Genomic DNA, 16,789 nt, shown 5'->3' with positions numbered 1-16,789 from the left:
CTCCCATTCCTCGTGAAACCGATCATTGACGGGGTCCGGATTCGATACCATGGTCAGTACAGAAAATAAACTGACTGGAGTGAAGCCATGGCTGGGGTCTGTCTCGTGGTCGGCGCCGGGGATGGCGTCGGGGGCGCCATCGCCAAGGCCTTCGCGGCCGAGGGCTTCGAGGTCTGCATCACCCGGCGGGCGCGCAACCTCGATCAGCTGGAAGCCCTGGCCCAATCCCTGCGCGACGCAGGCGGCAAGGCCCGCGCCTTCGGCGTCGACGCCCGGTCCGAGGACGAGATGGTCGCCCTGTTCGCCGAGATCGAGCGCGACGTGGGCCCGCTGGAGGTGGTGGTGTTCAACATCGGAGCCAATGTGCGCTTCGAACTGACCGAGACCACCGCCCGGGTGTTCCACAAGGTCTGGGAGATGGCCTGCTTCTCGGGCTTCCTGACCGGGCGCGAGGCCGCCAAGGTCATGATCCCGCGGGGCCGCGGCACCATCCTGTTCACCGGCGCCTCGGCGTCCATGCGCGGACGCCAGGGGTTCTCGGCCTTTTCCGCGGCCAAGCAGGCCCTGCGCGCGGTCGCCCAGACGGCGGCCAAGGAATTGGGACCCCAGGGCATCCACGTGGCCCATATCGTGGTCGACGGCTCAATCGACGGGGTGTTCGCCCGCACCAATATCCCCGACCGCGAGGAGCGCCTGGAGCGCGACGCCATCCTCAAGCCCGAGGAGATCGCTACGAACTATGTGTGGCTGCACAGGCAACATCGCTCGGCCTGGACGCACGAACTCGACCTGCGCCCCTGGTCCGAGAGCTGGTGAGGGAGAACGTCATGGCAAAGACCGTCGAGTTCATCTTCGATTTCGCCAGCCCCAACGGCTACATGGCCCACCAGGTCCTGCCCGACATCGCCCAGCGGACCGGGGCCGAGATCAAGATCACGCCCTGCCTGTTGGGCGGCCTGTTCAAGCTGACCGGCAACCAGGCCCCGATGACCGCCTTTGGCGACATCCAGGGCAAGCTGGCCTACGAGGCGCTGGAGAGCCGCCGGTTCACCGCCCGGCACGGGCTGAGCCGATATCAGTTCAATCCGCATTTCCCGATCAACACCTTGCTGATCATGCGCGGTATGGTCGCCGCCCGGCGGATGGGGGTGGAGCCGGCCTATACCGCCGCGGTCTTCGCCGGCATGTGGGAGCGGGGCCTGAAGATGGACGATCCGCAGGTCGTGGCCCAGGTGCTGACCGAGGCCGGTCTCGATGCGCCGGCGCTGCTGGAGGCCACCCAGGATTCCCAGGTCAAGGCCGAGCTGATGGCCAACACCGAGGCCGCCGCGGCGCGCGGCGCCTTCGGCATCCCCACCTTCTTCGTCGGCGAGGAGATGTTCTTCGGCAAGGAGCGCCTGGGACAGGTGGAGGAAGAACTGGCGCGCTAGGACCCTCGGTTCGCGCCGGGCTCGCGGTCCAGCCTAAATGGACCGGCAATATTTACGCGCCCAAAACGGCATAGCCGAGGTTGAGCTGAAATTCCCGTGGCGGCTCGCGGTCGGGAATCCGGTGTCTTCAACATGCCGGTAGGTCATCGAAGACTCATGATGAGCGGTGAAACCCGTAAAACGAGAGTCGCCGAAAGTTTCGAAAAAATGAGCAATTTCCAGAATAAGGCGGACATTCAGGCCCTTTGCCTGTAGATAACTTGTCACACACTCGAGGTCTGTGGATTCTCGCGCCGGCGCTGCCCGCCGGCCGCACCCCCATTCCACAAGCCCGTCTCGACAAGGAGCAGCCCCCCATGGCCACCCGCGACGCTTTCATCCGAGCCGTCTTCACCGTGGCGCGCCATGACGACAAGTGGGCCGTGGAACACGAAGGCCAGTACTTCGACCACTCCATCGACAAGGAAGAGGCCAAGGCCGCCGCCAATCGCCGCGCCCGCGCCGCGCAGGACGCCGGCCGGCCCTGCCAGGTCCGGGTCACTGGCGAGCATGGCTTCTTCGCCGCAGCCTGACCCGCCCTTTCAACCGAGACCTAGCCCGATGAGCCAGACCATGAGCCAAGACATTCCGCTGCAGCGGCCCGCCTTCGTGGCGCCGAAGTCGATGGCGGAGACCTTCCGCAAGGCGATCGAGGCCGCGGAGCAGTCCGGCACCTCGCGCGACGACATGACCCTGCACCTGACCCTGCGCGACGCCTCCAACATCCGCCGCGACAACCGCATTCCGGTGTCGGACCTGAGCTTCGCCAACGGCGAGATGCGCCTGCTGAAGGTGAAGGTCGTCACCGGCGGCGTCGACGTTAGCAAGCTGGACCTCGGCGCGGCCTGATTGGCCGCTACCGCCGGCGCGGCGGGACCACGTCGGCGAAGGCCTGGAAGCTTTTCCAGGCCGGCTCGACCGGCGGCGCGTCGGCCTTCGGCGTGTAGGCGGACGGCTCGACCTCCCGCAGCGACGGAATGTAGCGCGGGCAGTTCGGGAAGATGTCCGTCGGACGGACCCTGACCAGCAGTTGGGCGCCGGGGATGGCCGCGATGCGCGGATCATCTTGCGAGACGCTCGCCGTCCCATTGACCCGCAAACGCTGCGGCTTCTCGCCCATCGCGATGAACAGCAGGCCCACATGCGGGTTGGCGGCGATATTGCCGAGGCTCTTGAACATCCCGTTGCCGTCATAGTCAGGGAAGATCAGCTCGTCGGGCGCGGCCACCTGGACGAATCCGGCGGGGCCGCCCTTGAAGGAGCAGTCGGGCCGGCCTTCCGCATCGGCCGTAGCCAGGAAGAAGAAGCTCTGCGCCGCGATGAAGGCGCCGTCGGCCTCGTTGAAGGTCGAGCGGCGCAGGGTCTCTTCCAGCCGGTCGGCCAGGGCGCGACTGCCGAATGCGTCCTGCAGGTCGCGATTGCCTTGATGATACATGTGACCCTCCCCTCGCCAGCTCGGCGGCATCCTACGCCCGTTGGCCGGCGCGGCGAACGCCTGTAACAATCTCTCCGTTTTCGTGACGGGGGTCGCCCATGGATTTGGATGCAGTCGGCGGCGCGGCCACGGGCGGGCTGATCGGGGCGGCCATCGAAAAGCCGACCGGCCTGGCCGGCGAACATGCCAAGACCTGCACCGACTGCGGCGCCGAGGTCTCCGGGCGTTTCTGCCAGACCTGCGGCCAGCCGACCCACGTCCACCGCACCCTGCTGCACCTGGGCGAGGAACTGCTGCACGGGGTGATGCACTTCGACAGCCGCATCTGGCGGACCCTGCCGCTGCTGGTCTTCAACCCCGGCAAACTCACCCGCGAGTGGGTGTACGGCAAACGGACCCGCTACGTGTCGCCGCTGGCCACGTTCCTGTTCACCGTTTTCGTCATGTTCATGCTGCTGAGCTTCATGCCGGTGAAGGCCGAACTGCCGGTCGACATGGCGCTGCAGAGGACGGCCCTGGCGAACCGGCTCGCGGCCGACCAGGCCAGCCTCGTCGCGGCCGAGGCGGCGCTCGCCAAGGCGCCGACCGGAGACGATGGGGACGCCAGGGGGAGGCGCAAGGACCTGGAAGGCGATGTGAAGGACGCCCGGGATGTGGTCGCCGACACCCAGGAGGCCGTGGCCGCCCTGGACAGCACGCCAACCTCGGTCATCGGAGGCCGCGGCTGGGAGGATGAGGTTCGGGCCAAGACCTTGTCGGGGGAGTTCAAGGTCGATACCGGCAACAAGGATCTCGACAAGAAGCTCCGGAAGAAGCTCGAAAACCCAGCCCTAGCGCTCTACAAGCTCCAACAAACCTTCTACAAATTCTCCTTCCTGCTGGTGCCGATTTCCCTGCCCTTCGTGGCCCTTTTGTTCATTTGGAAGCGCGGTTTCACCTTCTACGACCATGGGGTCCTTGTGCTCTATTCGCTGACCTTCATGGCGATGCTGACCATGGTGGCCGCGGCTATCGTCCGCTGGGGCGGGGCGGCGGGCGGGGCGGCGGTGGCGATCGGTCTGCCCTTAATCATCCCGGCGCACATGTTCGCCCAACTGAAGGGCGCCTACAGCCTAAGGATGTTCTCGGCGATCTGGCGGACCTTCCTGCTTCTGAATTTCTGCGTCATCGCCATCGTGATTTTCCTGCTCACCGTGATCATGCTGGGCTTCACCGGCTGATGGCGGCGCGCTGGGGCTTTGGCGCCACAGGGGCCGGGATGGTCCCCGATCGTAGGATAGTCGGCAGCAACGTCCACTGGGACAACACTTCGCAGGCGTAATCGAGCGCAAAATACTCCCGCCTCGGACGATTTCATCCCGCGGCGCCTGGAACGCAATCATGCTGGACAGTCCCGGTCGCAGCAGGATTACCTGCCCCCATAACACCCATGCCGCGTATCCGCAGCGATGCGCCGAGACAGGGGTGAACACGGGAGAAGACGACCATGGCGTACAACCGCAAGCGCGCGGCGGCTCAGGCGAGCCTGCTCGCGATCATCATGGCCATGCCGGCGACCGCCGCGATGGCCCAGACCGAAATCGAAGAGGTGATCGTCACCGCGCGGAAACGCGACGAGGCCCTGATCGACGTTCCGTTCTCGATCAATGCGCTCAGCGAAACCAAGATGCGCGAGCGCGGCGCGACCAATATCGAGGAGCTGTCGCGCAACATCGCCGGCTTCACGGTGCAGAACCTCGGTCCCGGCCAGAGCCAGGTGGCCATCCGCGGCATCTCCGCCGGAGAGATCGTCCGCGACCAGCCGGGCGTCAAGGAACAGGTGGGCGTCTATCTCGACGAGTCGGTGATCTCGCTGTCGCTGTTCACCCCTGACATCGACCTGTTCGACCTGAACCGGGTCGAGGTGCTGCGCGGGCCCCAGGGCACGCTCTACGGTTCCGGCTCCCTGTCGGGCACCGTGCGCTACATCACCAACCAGCCCAACACCGCCGAAATGCAGGGCGCGGCGGAAGTCACCGTCAAAAACGTGCGGCACGGCGAAACCGGCGGCGACCTGAAGGGCATGATCAATATTCCGCTGACCGAACAGGCGGCCCTGCGCATCGTCGCCTACGCCACGGACTTTCCCGGCTTCATCGACGCGGTCCAACCCGGCGGGGCGATCAAGGAGGACGTGAACGGCGGCAGCCGCCTGGGCTTCCGCGCTTCGCTGCTGTTCCAGCCGAACGAGAACCTCACCATCACGCCGCGGGTGATCTACCAGACCATCGATGTCGACGGCTACAACCGGGTCGACGTCTACAATTACCTCGGCAACCAATACACCACGACCCGTCCGGCGGTGACCCTGGGCGACCTCCAGCAGTTCACTCAGCTCCAAGAGAAATTCAAAGACGAGTTCCGGCTGGGCGACGTCAACGTCCAGTACGATTTCGGCGGCGTCACCCTCACCTCGATCTCCACATTCCAGGACCGCGACCTTCTTGTGGTGCGCGACGCCACCGCCCTGACCGGCTCGATCACCGGCGGCTCGATCGGTCTGCCAGAGGCGGTCTTCACCCTCGACGCGCCGCTCTATGACGAAACCAATGTGAAGTCGTTCACCCAGGAACTCCGACTGACCTCGGACGGCGAAGGCCCCTTCCAATGGGTGGTCGGCGGCTTCTATTCCAATGTCGACCGCGACTATTCCCAATTCCTCGACGTGGCCGGCTTCGAGGCCGCGACCGGCATTCCGACCGCGGGCGCGCGCGCGCCGAAGGACGCGCTCTACTATTCGACCGTGCCCTACAAGCAAAAGCAGTATGCGGTGTTCGGCGAAGCCACCTGGACGGTGAACGAGCGCTTGGACGTCACCGCCGGCCTCCGCTACGCCAGCTATGAGGAAGACCGGATCCTCACCTTCGACGGCATCTTTGCCGACACCACCATCGGCGTGCCGGGCAGCACGGAGGCCGATGACTTCGCCCCGCGGGTCATCGTCGCCTACAAGGCCACCGATGACATCACCTTCAACGCCCAGGCCTCCAAGGGCTTCCGGCTGGGCGGCATCAACGACCCGTTGAACCGGCCGCTGTGCACTCCGGCCGACTTCGCGACGTTCAACGCGCTCTCCAAGCCCAGCTTCGACAACGAAACCGTCTGGAACTACGAGGCGGGCATGAAGGCGGAGTTCGCCGAACGGCGCGGGTCGCTCACCTTCGCGGCCTTCTATGCCGACATCGAGAACCTGCAGGCGACCATCAACGCCGGAAGCTGCTCGTCGCGGGTTATCGTCAACGTGCCCAAGGCCAAGTCCAGCGGCGTCGAGGCGGAGTTCGCCCTGCGGCTCACCGGCGACTTCGACGTGGCGGCCTCGGCCTCCTGGAACAGCGCCAAGCTCAAGTCGAGCGTGCTCGACTCGTCCGGCGCCCCGACCCAGGGCTTGCGGGACGGCAACCGCCTGCCCACCGTGCCGAAGTTCCAGGCCGCCTTCAGCCTGAACTACAATCATGAACTGGAAGGCGGCTGGACTCCCTTCGCCAGTCTCACCTGGCAGTATGTCGGCGACCGGTTCACCCAGATCGCGGACCAGGAGAACAACCCGACGACGGTGACCCTGTTCACGACCGGGGCGCCCACCGTCTCGACGCTGAGCTTCCCGCTGGAGCTGCCGGACTACCAGGTGGTGAACCTGCGCGGCGGCGCGCGCTTCAGCAATTTCGAAGCCGCGGTCTTCGTGCAGAACCTCACGGATGAGAGGGCCCTGCTCTCCATCGACCGGGAACGCGGCCTGCGCGCCCGCTACGGCTACCAGACCAACCAGCCGCGGACGGTCGGCGTCACCCTGCGCCAGACGTTCTAAGAGGCGCTGGCTAGAAGAACTGCGCGAGGTTGCGGCGGATCCGTTCCAGGACGGGTTCGTCGCCCTTCGGCGGTTCGAACACTTGGCCGGTGATGGTCTCGAAGGCGCGGACATAAACCGCCGCGGTCTCCAGGATCATCGCCGCCGGAATCTCCGGGATCGGGTCCTTGTAGGGGTCGCACCGCTCGGCCACCCAGGCGCGGACGAAATCCTTGTCGAAGCTCTCTGGCCGCTGGCCGGCGGCGAAGCGCTGGTCGTAGGTCCCGGCGATCCAGTAGCGGCTGGAGTCGGGCGTGTGAATCTCGTCGGCCAGGAGGATGGTCCCGTCGGCGTCGGTCCCGAATTCGTACTTGGTGTCGACCAGGATCAGGCCGCGCCGGGCGGCGATCTCCTGGCCGCGGGCGAACAGGGCGAGCGCATAGGCTGAGAGCTGGTCCCACTGGGCCTGTGTGAGCAGGCCCTGGGCCACGATCTCCTCTGGCGTCAGCGGCTCGTCGTGGCCGCCGTCGAAGGCCTTCGAGGTCGGCGTGATGATCGGATGCGGTAGCTTCTGGTTGTCGCGCAGGCCGTCCGGCAGCACGTGGCCGTACATCTCCCGCTGGCCCTGCTTGTAGAGTGTGAGGATCGAGGTGCCGGTGGTCCCGGCCAGGTAGTCGCGAACCACGATCTCCACGGGCAGAATGTCCAACCGCCGGCCCACCACTACGTTCGGGTCGGGATAGCTGAGCACGTGATTGGGGCAGATATCGGCGGTCTGTTCGAACCAGAACCGAGCCGTCTGGGTCAGGACCTGGCCCTTGTAGGGGATGGCCGCCAGGATCCTGTCGAAGGCGCTCAGCCGGTCCGAGGCGATGATGATCCGCCGGCCGTCCGGCAGGTCGTAATTGTCCCGCACCTTACCGAAATAGGCGTTCGGCAGCTCGGGGATGACGGCGTCGCGAAGGACGTGGCGCAGGGCGGAGGAATCCATCTGGCGAGCTTATCGTCCGGCCCTGCCCCGGCCCACAAGTGCTAGTTCACCGGACCGCCATTGCCGAAGGTCTGCGACAGCCGGACCACCGCGGGCAGCAGCAGCACGCCCAGCAGGCAGGGGAAGATGAACAGGATCAGCGGGATGGTCAGCTTGACCGGCAGGGCCAGGGCCTTCTCCTCGGCCCGCAGCATGCGCTTCTGGCGCATGTCGGTGGAGAAGATGGTGAGCGTCTCGCCCAGGCTGGTGCCCATATCCTCGGCCTGGCGCAGCATGGTGGCCAGGGCCCGGGCGTCGTCGATGCCCAGGCGGTCGGCGAAGGTCAGCCAGGCCTCCTTGCGCGACTTGCCGGCCCGCAGCTCCAGGGTCAGCATCCGCAGGTGGACGGTCAGACGCGGATAGCGCCGCGCGAGTTCGTCACAGACCCTGGACACGGCGGCGTCCAGGGAGAGACCAGCCTCCACCGAGGCGACCAGCAGGTCGAGCAGGTCGGGGAAGCCGTCGGAATATTCCAGCTCCCGGTCCTTCTGGCGCATCTTCAGGAACCGGTCGGGACCCAGCAGGGCGACCAGCGACAGCGCTCCGGCCACGCTGAGCGGGCCGGTGCCGCCGCCCTTCATGGCGAACGGCAACAGCAGGATCGTGCCAATGGTGGCGAGCGCGAGGGAAATGGCGCGGGCGCCCAGATAATAGACGGCGGCGTCGCGGTTGAAGTAGCCGGCGCGCATCAGCCGCATGCGCACGTCAGAGACCTTGGACGGATCGCTCACGGCCGCCTGCTGGCCCAGGCGCCGCACGCCGGCGATCACGTGGCCGAAGATGCGCACCTCGCCGTGCGGCGAGGTCGGCCGCGCTCCGCCGTCCGGCCCCTCGAACCGGGCGCGGCGCTGCGAGCGCACCCGCACCTCGCCGGCCAGCACGAGCAGCCCACCGACCCCGGCCACCGAGAGCAGGACCAGGGCGACGCCGGTGATCAGATTCTGGAGCTGAAGCATGTCCATGGCTAGATCCGCATGGCGACCATCTTGCGCATGACGAGGTTGCCGATGCCCAGCCAGACGGCGAACCCGGCCAGGGCGAACTGCACGACCGGCTCGTCGATCACGTCGCCATAGAAGTCCGGCGCCATGACGGTGATGGCCCCTCCGGCCACGAGCGGCGCGGCGCTGAGGATCATGGCCGAGACCCGGCCCTCGGAGGTTGCCGCCTTGATCTTCAGGCGCATCCGCTGTCGCTCGCGCACCGTGTTGGCGTTGAGCTTCAGGAGCCCGGTCAGATTGCCGCCGGCCCGCTCCTGCAGGCGCACGGTGGCGGCGAACAGATCGACGTCCGGGTGCTGGCATCGGACCGACATGCGCTCGACGGCCTGCTCCAGCGTGGCGCCATAGGCGATCTCGTCGGCGGCCATGCCGAACTCCGAGCCGATGGGGTCGGACATCTCCCGGCCCACCAGGGAGATGGCGGTGGGCACCGGATGGCCCGCCTCCAGGCTACGGACGATGATTTCCAGGCCCTGCGGCAGCTGTTCGCCCAGCGCCTTCGATCGGCGGCCGGCCATGACCTTGAGGAACATAATCGGGCCGCCCGCGCCCGCCAGCACGGCGCCGACCGGCAGGGCGATCAGGCTCCTGGTGGCCAGGAAGGCCAGGGCCGCGCCGACCAGGGCGACGACCAAGATCACCAGCAGCCAGCGACGGGCGTCATAGGGCACGCCGGAACGGACGATCAGGGCGCCCAGCCACACCCAGCCGCCCTTGGCGTCGCCCGCGGCGTTGAGGCCCCGCTGCTTGCGAAGCTCGACCACCAGCTCGGCGATGCCGGCGGTGCGCTCGGCGATCAGCAGGCGGCGGTTCACCTTGCGCTTCTGCTGGGCGGTGCGGGCCAGGCCGATCGTCGCCTGGGCCGCGGCGAACACCGCGGCGAAGACCAGGATCAGATAGACCCAGGAAACGTCGACTTCCATCAGCTCAGCGCCCGCGAGGGATCGAAGTGGGCCACGTCATAGGCGATGCCGCGGCGGATCATCTCGTCCAGGCACTTGGGGCGCAGACCCGTGGCCCGGAATTCGCCATGCACCATCCCATCGGCGGTGGTGTGGGTGCGATTGAAGACGAAGATATCCTGCATCTGGACCACCTGGCCCTCCATGCCGGTGATCTCGGTGACGGCCATCACCTTCCGCTTGCCGTCCGACAGGCGCATCACCTGGACGATCATGCCGATGGCCGAGGCGATCTGGCCGCGCATGCTCTCGGGCGTCAGCCGCATGCCGGACATGGCGACCATCTGCTCCAGGCGGGTGATGGCGTCGCGCGGGGTGTTGGCGTGGATCGTGGCCATCGAGCCCTCGTGGCCGGTGTTCATGGCCTGGAGCATGTCGAAGGCCTCTTCGCCGCGGACCTCGCCAAGGATTACCCGGTCGGGGCGCATCCGCAGGGCGTTCTTGACCAGTTCGCGCTGGCGGATTTCACCCTTGCCCTCGATGTTCGGCGGCCGGGTCTCCATGCGCACGACGTGGGGCTGCTGCATCTGCAGTTCGGCGGCGTCCTCGATGGTGATCAGGCGCTCCCCGTGGCTGATCGCGGCGGAAAGCGCGTTGAGCATGGTGGTCTTGCCCGAACCCGTGCCGCCCGAGATCACAGTGGAGACTCGCGCCTTGATCGCCCCGTGCAGGAAGTCGGCGACGCACTGGGGCATGGCTCCGACATCGACCAGCTTCTCCAGGGTGTAGGGCTTCTTGGAGAATTTCCGGATCGAGACGCAGGCGCCGTCGATGGCGACCGGGAAGATGGCGGCGTTGACCCGGCTGCCGTCCGGCAGGCGGGCGTCGACCATGGGCGAACTCTCATCGATCCGGCGGCCCACGCCGGCGACGATGCGATTGACGATGCGCAGCAGGTGGTCGTTGTCGCGGAACCTGACGGGGGTCGGCTCCAGCTCGCCGCGCCGCTCCACATAGACCTGGAACGGCCCGTTGATCAGGATGTCGTTGACGCTGTCGTCCTTGAGCAGCGGCTCGATGGGGCCAAGGCCCACCATCTCGTCGTGCACCGAGGCGCCCAGTTCCTCCAGCTCTGCGGTGTTGAGCACCAGGCGCTCGTCGCGGGCGAAGTCGGCGACCAGGGACATGACCTGCTTGCGCAGCTCGCCGTCGGCCAGCTTCTCCAGCTTGGAGAGATCCAGTTCCTCGATCAGACGGGCGTGAAGCTTCATCTTCACGTCCAGCATCTTGTTTTCCGACACCCGCTGGGCGGAGGGTTCGGGCCGCGGCGGGGGCGGCTCGGGGAGGTCTGGGTCGACCTCGACCGGGGCCGCGGGACGGGTGAGGTTGAAACGGCCCATCAGGCGGCTCTCCGGGACCAGCCGGCGCGGCGGTCGGCCACGCCCAGCAGTCGGTCGATGAGGACGGCCACGTCGCGCACGATCTTGGACTTGGGCCGGTACTGGCTGATCGGTCCGCCCAGATTGACCGAGGCGGCGGCGGCCTCCCAGTCGGAGCTGATGCTGGCCTCGGTCTTGCGCTCCAGGGCGCGTTCGGCCTCCGCCGTCGACGGTGTAGGACCGAACATGCGGCCGGCCAGGCGGTTCAGCACGATGCGAGTCTTGCGGCCCACCGGCAGCGCCGTCTCGATCTCCTCCGACAGAGACCGGGCCGCCAGCAGGGCCGGCACGGTGAGCTCGGAGATCACCAGCACCTCGTCGGCGCCCGACAGCACCTCCAGCGACCAGGACCGCCGATGGCGCGGCATGTCGATGATCACGAACTCATAGGCCTCGCAGGCGATCTCGAGGATGCGCAGCACCGCCTCGCGGGAGATCTGGTCGAAGGCGAGCGGGTCGCGAGGACAGGCCAGCAGGTCCAGGCCCTTGGCGACCGGGGTGGTGAAGGCCGCGAGCAGGGCCGCGTCCATCCGCTCGGCCGCTGGGCCGAACTGGGCCAGGCCCATGGCCGGCGAGGCCGCCAGATAGGCGGAGGCCGCGCCATCGGCGAGGTGCAGGTCGATCAGACAGACCCCCTGTTCCTTGGTGGTCCGGCCGGCGAGCGCGCTGGCGATCTCGATGGCGAGCGTCGTGGCTCCGGCGCCGCCGACCGCGCCCACCACCGCCCAGCAGCGCGAGCCCTGGCCGGAGGACAGGGCCGGTTCCGACGCCGCGCCATCGAGCAGGCCGTAGACGGCCGCCTGCAGCTGCTCGTCGGAAAACGGCTCCTCCAGTACGTCGGAGTGTTTGATCCGCATGAGGGCGCGGACCAGGTTGGCGGGTAGGCGTTGGCCCACTAGCAAGGTCGGCGGCGCCCCCGCCATTGCCGCGAGGCCGGCTATGGCCTCGCCCAGGATCGCGGGGTCGGCGGCGTCCGCGTCGATCAGGATCAGGTCGACCGTGGCCGGCTGGAGATCGACCAGTCGCTCCACGCCCGCCAGTTCGAAAGCCGCGCCGAACAGCGGCCCGCGCGCCAGCGGCGCGAGGGTCGTCCCGATGGCCAGGACACGACGGCCAAGCAGGCTCCAGTGGGTCATCCGCGAGGTCTCGCTACACGCTGCATGAGGGTCATCCGCGGGGCGACTTGCCGTTGACCGGCGCCGCCATCGGCTGGTCGAGGGCCTTGCCTTCGAGGATCAGGTCGATCGCGCTGGCCTCCTGCCCGGTGAACGGATCGGGCTGGTTGGCGGGCGCCAGGTCAGCGGCGGTGGCCAGTCTCGGCGTGACGATGATCACCAGCTCGGTCTCGGCGCGGCGCCAACGCGCCGAGCGGAACAGCGTCCCCAGCACCGGCACCTCGCCGACGCCGGGGAGTTGGCGGACCTGGTTGACGTAGTCCTGCTGGAACAGGCCAGCGACCGCGAACGCCTCGCCGTCCTTGAGTTCGATGGTGGTGTCGGTGCGGCGGACCACCAGGCTGGGTATCTCGAAGCCCTGGATGCGCAGGTTGTTGTTGTGGTCGAGCTGGCTGACCTCGGGGGCCACCTGCAGCCGGATGAGGCCGTTGTCCTGCACGGTCGGCAGGAAGTTGAGCTTTACGCCGAATTCGCGGAACTCGATGCTGACCGTGTTGAGGCCCGCGGGCACAGGGAACGGGAACTCGCCGCCGGCCAGGAAGCTGGCCTTCTGGCCCGACAGCGCCACCAGGTTCGGCCGCGCGAGCGTGCGGATCACGCCCTTCTCCTCCAGGGCCGCCAGGGTCAGGTCGACATTGGCCGAGCCGATCGAGCCGGAGAGCTGCAGCACCCCTTGCGGCGCTGTGTTGCCGATGAGGCCACTGCCGGTGGCCAGGGCGAAGGAGCCGTTGGACGCCGTGAGATTGAAGCCCACGTCCTTCAGGGCCGAGCGGCTGGCTTCCAGGATGCGGACCTCCAGGATCACCTGCTGCGACGCCCGGACGGTCAGGGCGGTGGTCACCGCCTCGGGGGCGAACCTGTCGGCCAGGGTCTTGGCGCGGGCGGCGACAGCGGTGGTCGAGACCTCCCCGGTGAGCAGCAGGCCTTCGCCCAGGTTGCGCACCCGCACACCCTCGCCGGGCAGGGCCGCGGCGAGATCGGCCTCGAGCGACTCGGCGTCATAGCCGACGCGCACGTCGATCACTTCCTGCAGCTGGCCGCCGCCGCCGTAGATCAGAAGGTTCGTGGAGCCCAGCGCCTTGCCGCGCACATAGAAGCTGCGGTCCGTAGTGGCGACGATTTGGGCGGTTTCGGGCTGGGCCACCACGATCTTGGAAGCCGGACTGTCCAGACGGAAGGACAGCGACTTGTTACGGGGAACGTTGATGATGCGGCTGCGGGCGGACTCACTGACGAACGACTCCGCGGCCGAGGCCGGGACCGCCGTCAGGAGGGCGGCCACGGCGCAGAACACGCGGGCCGAGGTCTTGGATCGCGACATCACGCGCCCTCTCCTTCGACGATCTGGATGATCGAGCGCGGCGCGGCCGGCGCCGTCGCGCGGCGCGGGCGGACGGCGCTCGCGCTCGGCGCGCCCTTAGCGAGGCCGCCGACGACGTCGCGCGTCGAGAGCGGGGCGAAGGTCTCGATCTCGGCCTGTCCCGAAGCGCGCAGGGCCAGGGACAGCTCGCCGAGACTGGCGGCGACCGCCAGCTTCTGGGCGTCCTTGACACTCACCTCGAGGGTGGCGGTGTTGGGGCTGGCGGGCTTGTTGGAGGTGGGATCGGCGTTCAGATCGACCCCCAGGACGCGAGCGTTCTGGATGACCACCTCGGACTCGATAACCTTGTGGGTGTCGTCGGTCGACAGATCGCGCATCAGCACCACGTCGACCCGGTCGCCCGGCAGGGCGTGGCCGCCCACGCCCGAGACGTCGGAGACCTTGATCGTATAGGCGCGAAGTCCATCGGCGATCTCGGCGGCGACCGAGGGCCGTGCGCCGGGGCCCGAGAGCTTGGCGGGCAGCACCGCCTCGCGGATGGCGATCGGGGTCAACGCCACCGGCGCCCCGCCGTGATCCTGAGCCAGCACTTGGGCCACGGTGGCGAAGGCCCCGGCCGGTGCGGCGTCGCGCGGCATGCGCACCACGGTCAGGCGGGCTGCGTCCAGCCGCTCGCCGTACTTGATGGCGCGGGAGGCGACGACCACCGAGACGGCGTTGGCCATCGGCGACCGAGGCGAGGCCTGGGCGACATTTCCCTGGGCCGGCAGCATCACCTTGGCGACCACCAGGGCCCCGAGGCCGAGGGCCGCCGAGGCGCCCAAACTTGCGATCGTGACTACCCGCAACGCCCCACCCCTGGATGCTTCGTACATTCAGAGGGTTAGCGGAGCAGCGATTGCGATAACCTCAACGAAGTAAGTGAATGTTCAGAAAGGTTAACAACCTTAGCCGAGGCAACTGGACACGCCAGGCGACGAAATTCCCTGCGCCCGCAACGAAGACAAAGCCGACGACCGGCCGTATGATCCCGGCAACTGGGAGAAAATCGCATGCACCGCCTCGCCCTCGTCGCCGCGCTCACGGCCCTCGCCGCCACCCCGGCCCTCGCCGCGCTCAAGGAAGGCGCCAAGGCGCCGGACTTCACGGCCCAGGGCTACCAGGCCGGCAAGCCGATCACCTTCTCCCTGGCCGATGCGCGCAAGAAGGGGCCGGTGGTGCTGTACTTCTTCCCAGCCGCCGACACCGCCGGCTGCAACTTGGAAGCCCGGCTGTTCGCCGAGGCCACCGACGGCTTCAAGGCCCAGGGCGCGACGGTGATCGGGGTCACCTCGGGCAATCTCGACAAGCTCGCCGCCTTCTCGGCCGACACCGAGAAGTGCTCGGGCAAGTTCCCCGTCGCGGCCGACCCCAATGCGGTGATCGCCGGCCAGTACGACTCCAAGCTGGCCGTCCGGCCCGGCCTGTCCGACCGCACCTCCTACGTGATCTCGCCAGCCGGCGAGGTGGTGCACGCCTATTCAAACCTGAACGCCAACGATCACGTCACCGAGACCATGACCGCCGTGAAGGCCTGGCGCGCGAAGCATCCCAAAAAATAGCGCCGCGCCACGGCGGCGTGAAAACCCTTGCCGAAACAGCAGTTTTCCCGTACTAGCGCGCCTCTTCACGGAAGGCGGTCTCAAGCCGGAACGCGAAAGGGTCGGGAAACTCCCGGCCGCCGCGCCTGAGATCCATCGTTTCCGGCGGTCACCCGCCGCCGGACGCGCCGCCCTCCAAATGGGAAAAGGAAACCATGGCGCTCTACGAGCACGTCGTCATCTCGCGGCAGGATATCTCGCCGCAACAGGCCGAAGCCCTCAACGACACCCTGAAGCACCTGATCGAAGAAGGCGGCGGATCCGTCGCCAAGATCGAGTACTGGGGCCTTCGCAACCTCACCTACCGTATCAAGAAGAACCGCAAGGGCCACTACTCCCTGCTCTCCATCGACGCCCCGGCGCCGGCGGTGAAGGAGATGGAGCGCCAGCTGTCGCTGAACGAAGACGTCCTGCGCCACCTGACCGTCCGCGTCGACGAACTCGACCTGGAGCTCTCCCCGGTTCTCGCCCGTCGCGACCGCGATCGTGAGCGCGAACCGCGCCGCGACGACTTCGGTTCGAAGGACGGCGGCTTCGGCTCGAAAGATGGCGGCTTTGCTCCGAAAGAAGGGGGCTTCTGATGACCGACGAAACCGCAACGGGCCCCGCGGCCGCCGGCGCCGCGCGCCGTCCCTTCTTCCGCCGTCGCAAGGTCTGCCCGTTCTCCGGCGCCAACGCTCCGAAGATCGACTACAAGGACGTGAAGCTGCTGCAGCGCTACGTCTCCGAGCGCGGCAAGATCGTGCCCTCGCGCATCACCGCGGTGTCGGCCAAGAAGCAGCGTGAACTGGCCAAGGCCATCAAGCGCGCCCGCTTCCTGGCCCTCCTCCCCTATGTCGTGAAGTAAGGGAGCCAGGCACATGAAAGTCATTCTGCTCGAACGAGTCGAAGGCCGTGGCGGCCTGGGCGACGAAGTCACCGTCAAGGACGGCTACGCTCGCAACTACCTGCTGCCGCGCCACAAGGCCCTGCGGGCCACCAGCGCCAACAAGAAGGTCTTCGACGCCCAGCGCGCCGATATCGAGGCGCGCAACCTCAAGGCCAAGGATCAAGCCGGCAAGGCCGGCGAGTCCCTCGACGGCACGTCCTACATCCTGATCCGTCAGGCGGGCGAGACCGGCCAACTCTACGGCTCGGTCAGCGGTCGCGACGTGGCCGACATCGTCAACGGCGCCGGTGGCAAGGTGGACCGCTCGATGGTCTCGCTCGATAAGCCGATCAAGACCCTGGGCATGCACCCGGTGAAGATCCGCCTGCACGCCGAAGTGACCGTGACGGTGACGATCAACATCGCCCGCAGCCAGGACGAGGCCGAACGCCAGGCCCGCGGCGAGAACGTCATCACCTCGCAGTTCGAGGAAGACCGGATCGCCGACGAGGAAGCCGCCGCCGACATGGCGGCCGGCGGCGCCGGTTCGCATGATGTGGACTTCGGCGCCGACCACTAGGTCGACGCCTTCCAGACCCAAGACAGCGGCGCGGGACCTTCGGGTTCCGCGCCGTTTTCTTTGCGCGCGGTGGATACCGGCCCATAGATGCCGCGTAACTGAGCAA

18 protein-coding genes are annotated in these 16,789 nt (G+C 67.5%); 10 read left to right on the top strand and 8 right to left on the bottom strand.

Annotated elements, in window-relative coordinates:
- The first annotated feature begins 87 nt into the window (after positions 1–87).
- The 4 genes from Q8Q88_RS16790 (at position 88) to Q8Q88_RS16775 (ending at position 2,318) form a co-directional block, all read left to right on the top strand.
- Complete coding sequence (locus Q8Q88_RS16790; RefSeq protein WP_305676330.1) at positions 88–816, top strand: SDR family NAD(P)-dependent oxidoreductase; 729 nt, start codon at positions 88–90, stop codon at positions 814–816.
- 11 nt (positions 817–827) lie between these two features.
- The gene (locus Q8Q88_RS16785; protein ID WP_305676329.1) at positions 828–1,430 is read left to right on the top strand and encodes a 2-hydroxychromene-2-carboxylate isomerase; all 603 of its coding nucleotides are present in this window, start codon (positions 828–830) and stop codon (positions 1,428–1,430) included.
- A 356-nt stretch (positions 1,431–1,786) separates the two neighbouring features.
- Positions 1,787–2,002 (top strand): DUF2188 domain-containing protein, encoded by a 216-nt coding sequence (locus Q8Q88_RS16780; protein WP_254833411.1) that lies wholly within the window; start codon positions 1,787–1,789, stop codon positions 2,000–2,002.
- Between the two features lie 40 nt (positions 2,003–2,042).
- A complete protein-coding gene (locus tag Q8Q88_RS16775) occupies positions 2,043–2,318 on the top strand; it encodes a hypothetical protein (RefSeq protein WP_305676328.1) in 276 nt (91 codons plus the stop codon).
- 7 nt (positions 2,319–2,325) lie between these two features.
- Here Q8Q88_RS16775 and Q8Q88_RS16770 read toward each other — a convergent pair whose 3' ends face one another.
- A complete protein-coding gene (locus Q8Q88_RS16770; RefSeq protein WP_305676327.1) occupies positions 2,326–2,904 on the bottom strand; it encodes a pyridoxamine 5'-phosphate oxidase family protein in 579 nt (192 codons plus the stop codon).
- Positions 2,905–3,002: 98 nt separating this feature from the next.
- Here Q8Q88_RS16770 and Q8Q88_RS16765 point away from each other — a divergent pair, with 98 nt between their 5' ends.
- Positions 3,003–4,124, top strand: a complete 1,122-nt coding sequence (locus Q8Q88_RS16765) for a DUF3667 domain-containing protein (protein ID WP_305676326.1) — start codon at positions 3,003–3,005, stop codon at positions 4,122–4,124.
- Positions 4,125–4,390: 266 nt separating this feature from the next.
- Positions 4,391–6,748 carry a TonB-dependent receptor gene (locus Q8Q88_RS16760; protein ID WP_305676325.1) on the top strand — a complete coding sequence of 786 codons (2,358 nt, stop codon included), beginning with the start codon at positions 4,391–4,393 and terminating at the stop codon, positions 6,746–6,748.
- A 10-nt stretch (positions 6,749–6,758) separates the two neighbouring features.
- Here the strand turns inward: Q8Q88_RS16760 and Q8Q88_RS16755 are convergent, their stop codons facing one another.
- From Q8Q88_RS16755 to cpaB, 7 genes are read right to left on the bottom strand one after another with little or no spacing between them, the layout of a single operon-like run.
- Positions 6,759–7,718, bottom strand: a complete 960-nt coding sequence (locus Q8Q88_RS16755; RefSeq protein WP_305676324.1) for a phosphoribosylaminoimidazolesuccinocarboxamide synthase — start codon at positions 7,716–7,718, stop codon at positions 6,759–6,761.
- A gap of 41 nt (positions 7,719–7,759) precedes the next feature.
- Positions 7,760–8,719, bottom strand: a complete 960-nt coding sequence (locus Q8Q88_RS16750) for a type II secretion system F family protein (protein WP_305676323.1) — start codon at positions 8,717–8,719, stop codon at positions 7,760–7,762.
- 2 nt (positions 8,720–8,721) lie between these two features.
- Complete coding sequence (locus Q8Q88_RS16745) at positions 8,722–9,681, bottom strand: type II secretion system F family protein (RefSeq protein WP_305676322.1); 960 nt, start codon at positions 9,679–9,681, stop codon at positions 8,722–8,724.
- Positions 9,681–11,060, bottom strand: a complete 1,380-nt coding sequence (locus Q8Q88_RS16740) for a CpaF family protein (protein WP_305676321.1) — start codon at positions 11,058–11,060, stop codon at positions 9,681–9,683. The genes Q8Q88_RS16745 and Q8Q88_RS16740 overlap by 1 nt, the downstream gene beginning before the upstream one ends.
- The gene (locus tag Q8Q88_RS16735; RefSeq protein ID WP_305676320.1) at positions 11,060–12,235 is read right to left on the bottom strand and encodes a hypothetical protein; all 1,176 of its coding nucleotides are present in this window, start codon (positions 12,233–12,235) and stop codon (positions 11,060–11,062) included. The genes Q8Q88_RS16740 and Q8Q88_RS16735 overlap by 1 nt, the downstream gene beginning before the upstream one ends.
- A 31-nt stretch (positions 12,236–12,266) precedes the next feature.
- Entirely contained in the window at positions 12,267–13,595 is a 1,329-nt protein-coding gene (locus Q8Q88_RS16730) for a type II and III secretion system protein family protein (protein WP_305676319.1), read from the bottom strand.
- Positions 13,595–14,443: a Flp pilus assembly protein CpaB gene (gene cpaB, locus Q8Q88_RS16725; protein WP_305676318.1), complete on the bottom strand. Its 849-nt coding sequence runs from the start codon at positions 14,441–14,443 to the stop codon at positions 13,595–13,597. Before cpaB ends, Q8Q88_RS16730 begins: the two co-directional genes overlap by 1 nt.
- 204 nt (positions 14,444–14,647) lie before the next feature.
- Here cpaB and Q8Q88_RS16720 point away from each other — a divergent pair, with 204 nt between their 5' ends.
- From Q8Q88_RS16720 to rplI, 4 genes are all read left to right on the top strand, one after another.
- Positions 14,648–15,196 carry a peroxiredoxin gene (locus tag Q8Q88_RS16720; RefSeq protein WP_305676317.1) on the top strand — a complete coding sequence of 183 codons (549 nt, stop codon included), beginning with the start codon at positions 14,648–14,650 and terminating at the stop codon, positions 15,194–15,196.
- Positions 15,197–15,390: 194 nt separating this feature from the next.
- Positions 15,391–15,816, top strand: coding sequence for a 30S ribosomal protein S6 (gene rpsF / locus Q8Q88_RS16715; protein ID WP_305676316.1), 426 nt, complete (start codon positions 15,391–15,393; stop codon positions 15,814–15,816).
- Entirely contained in the window at positions 15,816–16,082 is a 267-nt protein-coding gene (gene rpsR / locus Q8Q88_RS16710) for a 30S ribosomal protein S18 (protein ID WP_305676315.1), read from the top strand. Before rpsF ends, rpsR begins: the two co-directional genes overlap by 1 nt.
- A gap of 13 nt (positions 16,083–16,095) precedes the next feature.
- The gene (gene rplI / locus Q8Q88_RS16705; RefSeq protein WP_305676314.1) at positions 16,096–16,683 is read left to right on the top strand and encodes a 50S ribosomal protein L9; all 588 of its coding nucleotides are present in this window, start codon (positions 16,096–16,098) and stop codon (positions 16,681–16,683) included.
- Positions 16,684–16,789 lie beyond the last annotated feature (106 nt).

It is taken from the genome of Phenylobacterium sp. (genome assembly GCF_030697925.1).
In the GTDB taxonomy this organism is placed as follows: domain Bacteria; phylum Pseudomonadota; class Alphaproteobacteria; order Caulobacterales; family Caulobacteraceae; genus Phenylobacterium.
Note: the sequence above shows the minus strand (reverse complement) of the source record. Positions and strands in the feature narration are given on the sequence as shown.

What these genes read in the sequence shown, in the direction of transcription:
- Q8Q88_RS16780 (WP_254833411.1), top strand. Translation starts at nt 1,787, where the DNA reads ATGGCCACCCGCGACGCTTTCATCCGAGCCGTCTTCACCGTGGCGCGC.
- Q8Q88_RS16730 (WP_305676319.1), bottom strand. Translation starts at nt 13,595, where the DNA reads ATGTCGCGATCCAAGACCTCGGCCCGCGTGTTCTGCGCCGTGGCCGCC.
- Q8Q88_RS16755 (WP_305676324.1), bottom strand. Translation starts at nt 7,718, where the DNA reads ATGGATTCCTCCGCCCTGCGCCACGTCCTTCGCGACGCCGTCATCCCC.
- Q8Q88_RS16775 (WP_305676328.1), top strand. Translation starts at nt 2,043, where the DNA reads ATGAGCCAAGACATTCCGCTGCAGCGGCCCGCCTTCGTGGCGCCGAAG.
- rpsF (WP_305676316.1), top strand. Translation starts at nt 15,391, where the DNA reads ATGGCGCTCTACGAGCACGTCGTCATCTCGCGGCAGGATATCTCGCCG.
- Q8Q88_RS16750 (WP_305676323.1), bottom strand. Translation starts at nt 8,719, where the DNA reads ATGGACATGCTTCAGCTCCAGAATCTGATCACCGGCGTCGCCCTGGTC.
- Q8Q88_RS16790 (WP_305676330.1), top strand. Translation starts at nt 88, where the DNA reads ATGGCTGGGGTCTGTCTCGTGGTCGGCGCCGGGGATGGCGTCGGGGGC.
- rplI (WP_305676314.1), top strand. Translation starts at nt 16,096, where the DNA reads ATGAAAGTCATTCTGCTCGAACGAGTCGAAGGCCGTGGCGGCCTGGGC.
- Q8Q88_RS16740 (WP_305676321.1), bottom strand. Translation starts at nt 11,060, where the DNA reads ATGGGCCGTTTCAACCTCACCCGTCCCGCGGCCCCGGTCGAGGTCGAC.
- Q8Q88_RS16765 (WP_305676326.1), top strand. Translation starts at nt 3,003, where the DNA reads ATGGATTTGGATGCAGTCGGCGGCGCGGCCACGGGCGGGCTGATCGGG.
- Q8Q88_RS16770 (WP_305676327.1), bottom strand. Translation starts at nt 2,904, where the DNA reads ATGTATCATCAAGGCAATCGCGACCTGCAGGACGCATTCGGCAGTCGC.
- Q8Q88_RS16720 (WP_305676317.1), top strand. Translation starts at nt 14,648, where the DNA reads ATGCACCGCCTCGCCCTCGTCGCCGCGCTCACGGCCCTCGCCGCCACC.
- Q8Q88_RS16745 (WP_305676322.1), bottom strand. Translation starts at nt 9,681, where the DNA reads ATGGAAGTCGACGTTTCCTGGGTCTATCTGATCCTGGTCTTCGCCGCG.
- Q8Q88_RS16735 (WP_305676320.1), bottom strand. Translation starts at nt 12,235, where the DNA reads ATGACCCACTGGAGCCTGCTTGGCCGTCGTGTCCTGGCCATCGGGACG.
- Q8Q88_RS16760 (WP_305676325.1), top strand. Translation starts at nt 4,391, where the DNA reads ATGGCGTACAACCGCAAGCGCGCGGCGGCTCAGGCGAGCCTGCTCGCG.
- rpsR (WP_305676315.1), top strand. Translation starts at nt 15,816, where the DNA reads ATGACCGACGAAACCGCAACGGGCCCCGCGGCCGCCGGCGCCGCGCGC.
- Q8Q88_RS16785 (WP_305676329.1), top strand. Translation starts at nt 828, where the DNA reads ATGGCAAAGACCGTCGAGTTCATCTTCGATTTCGCCAGCCCCAACGGC.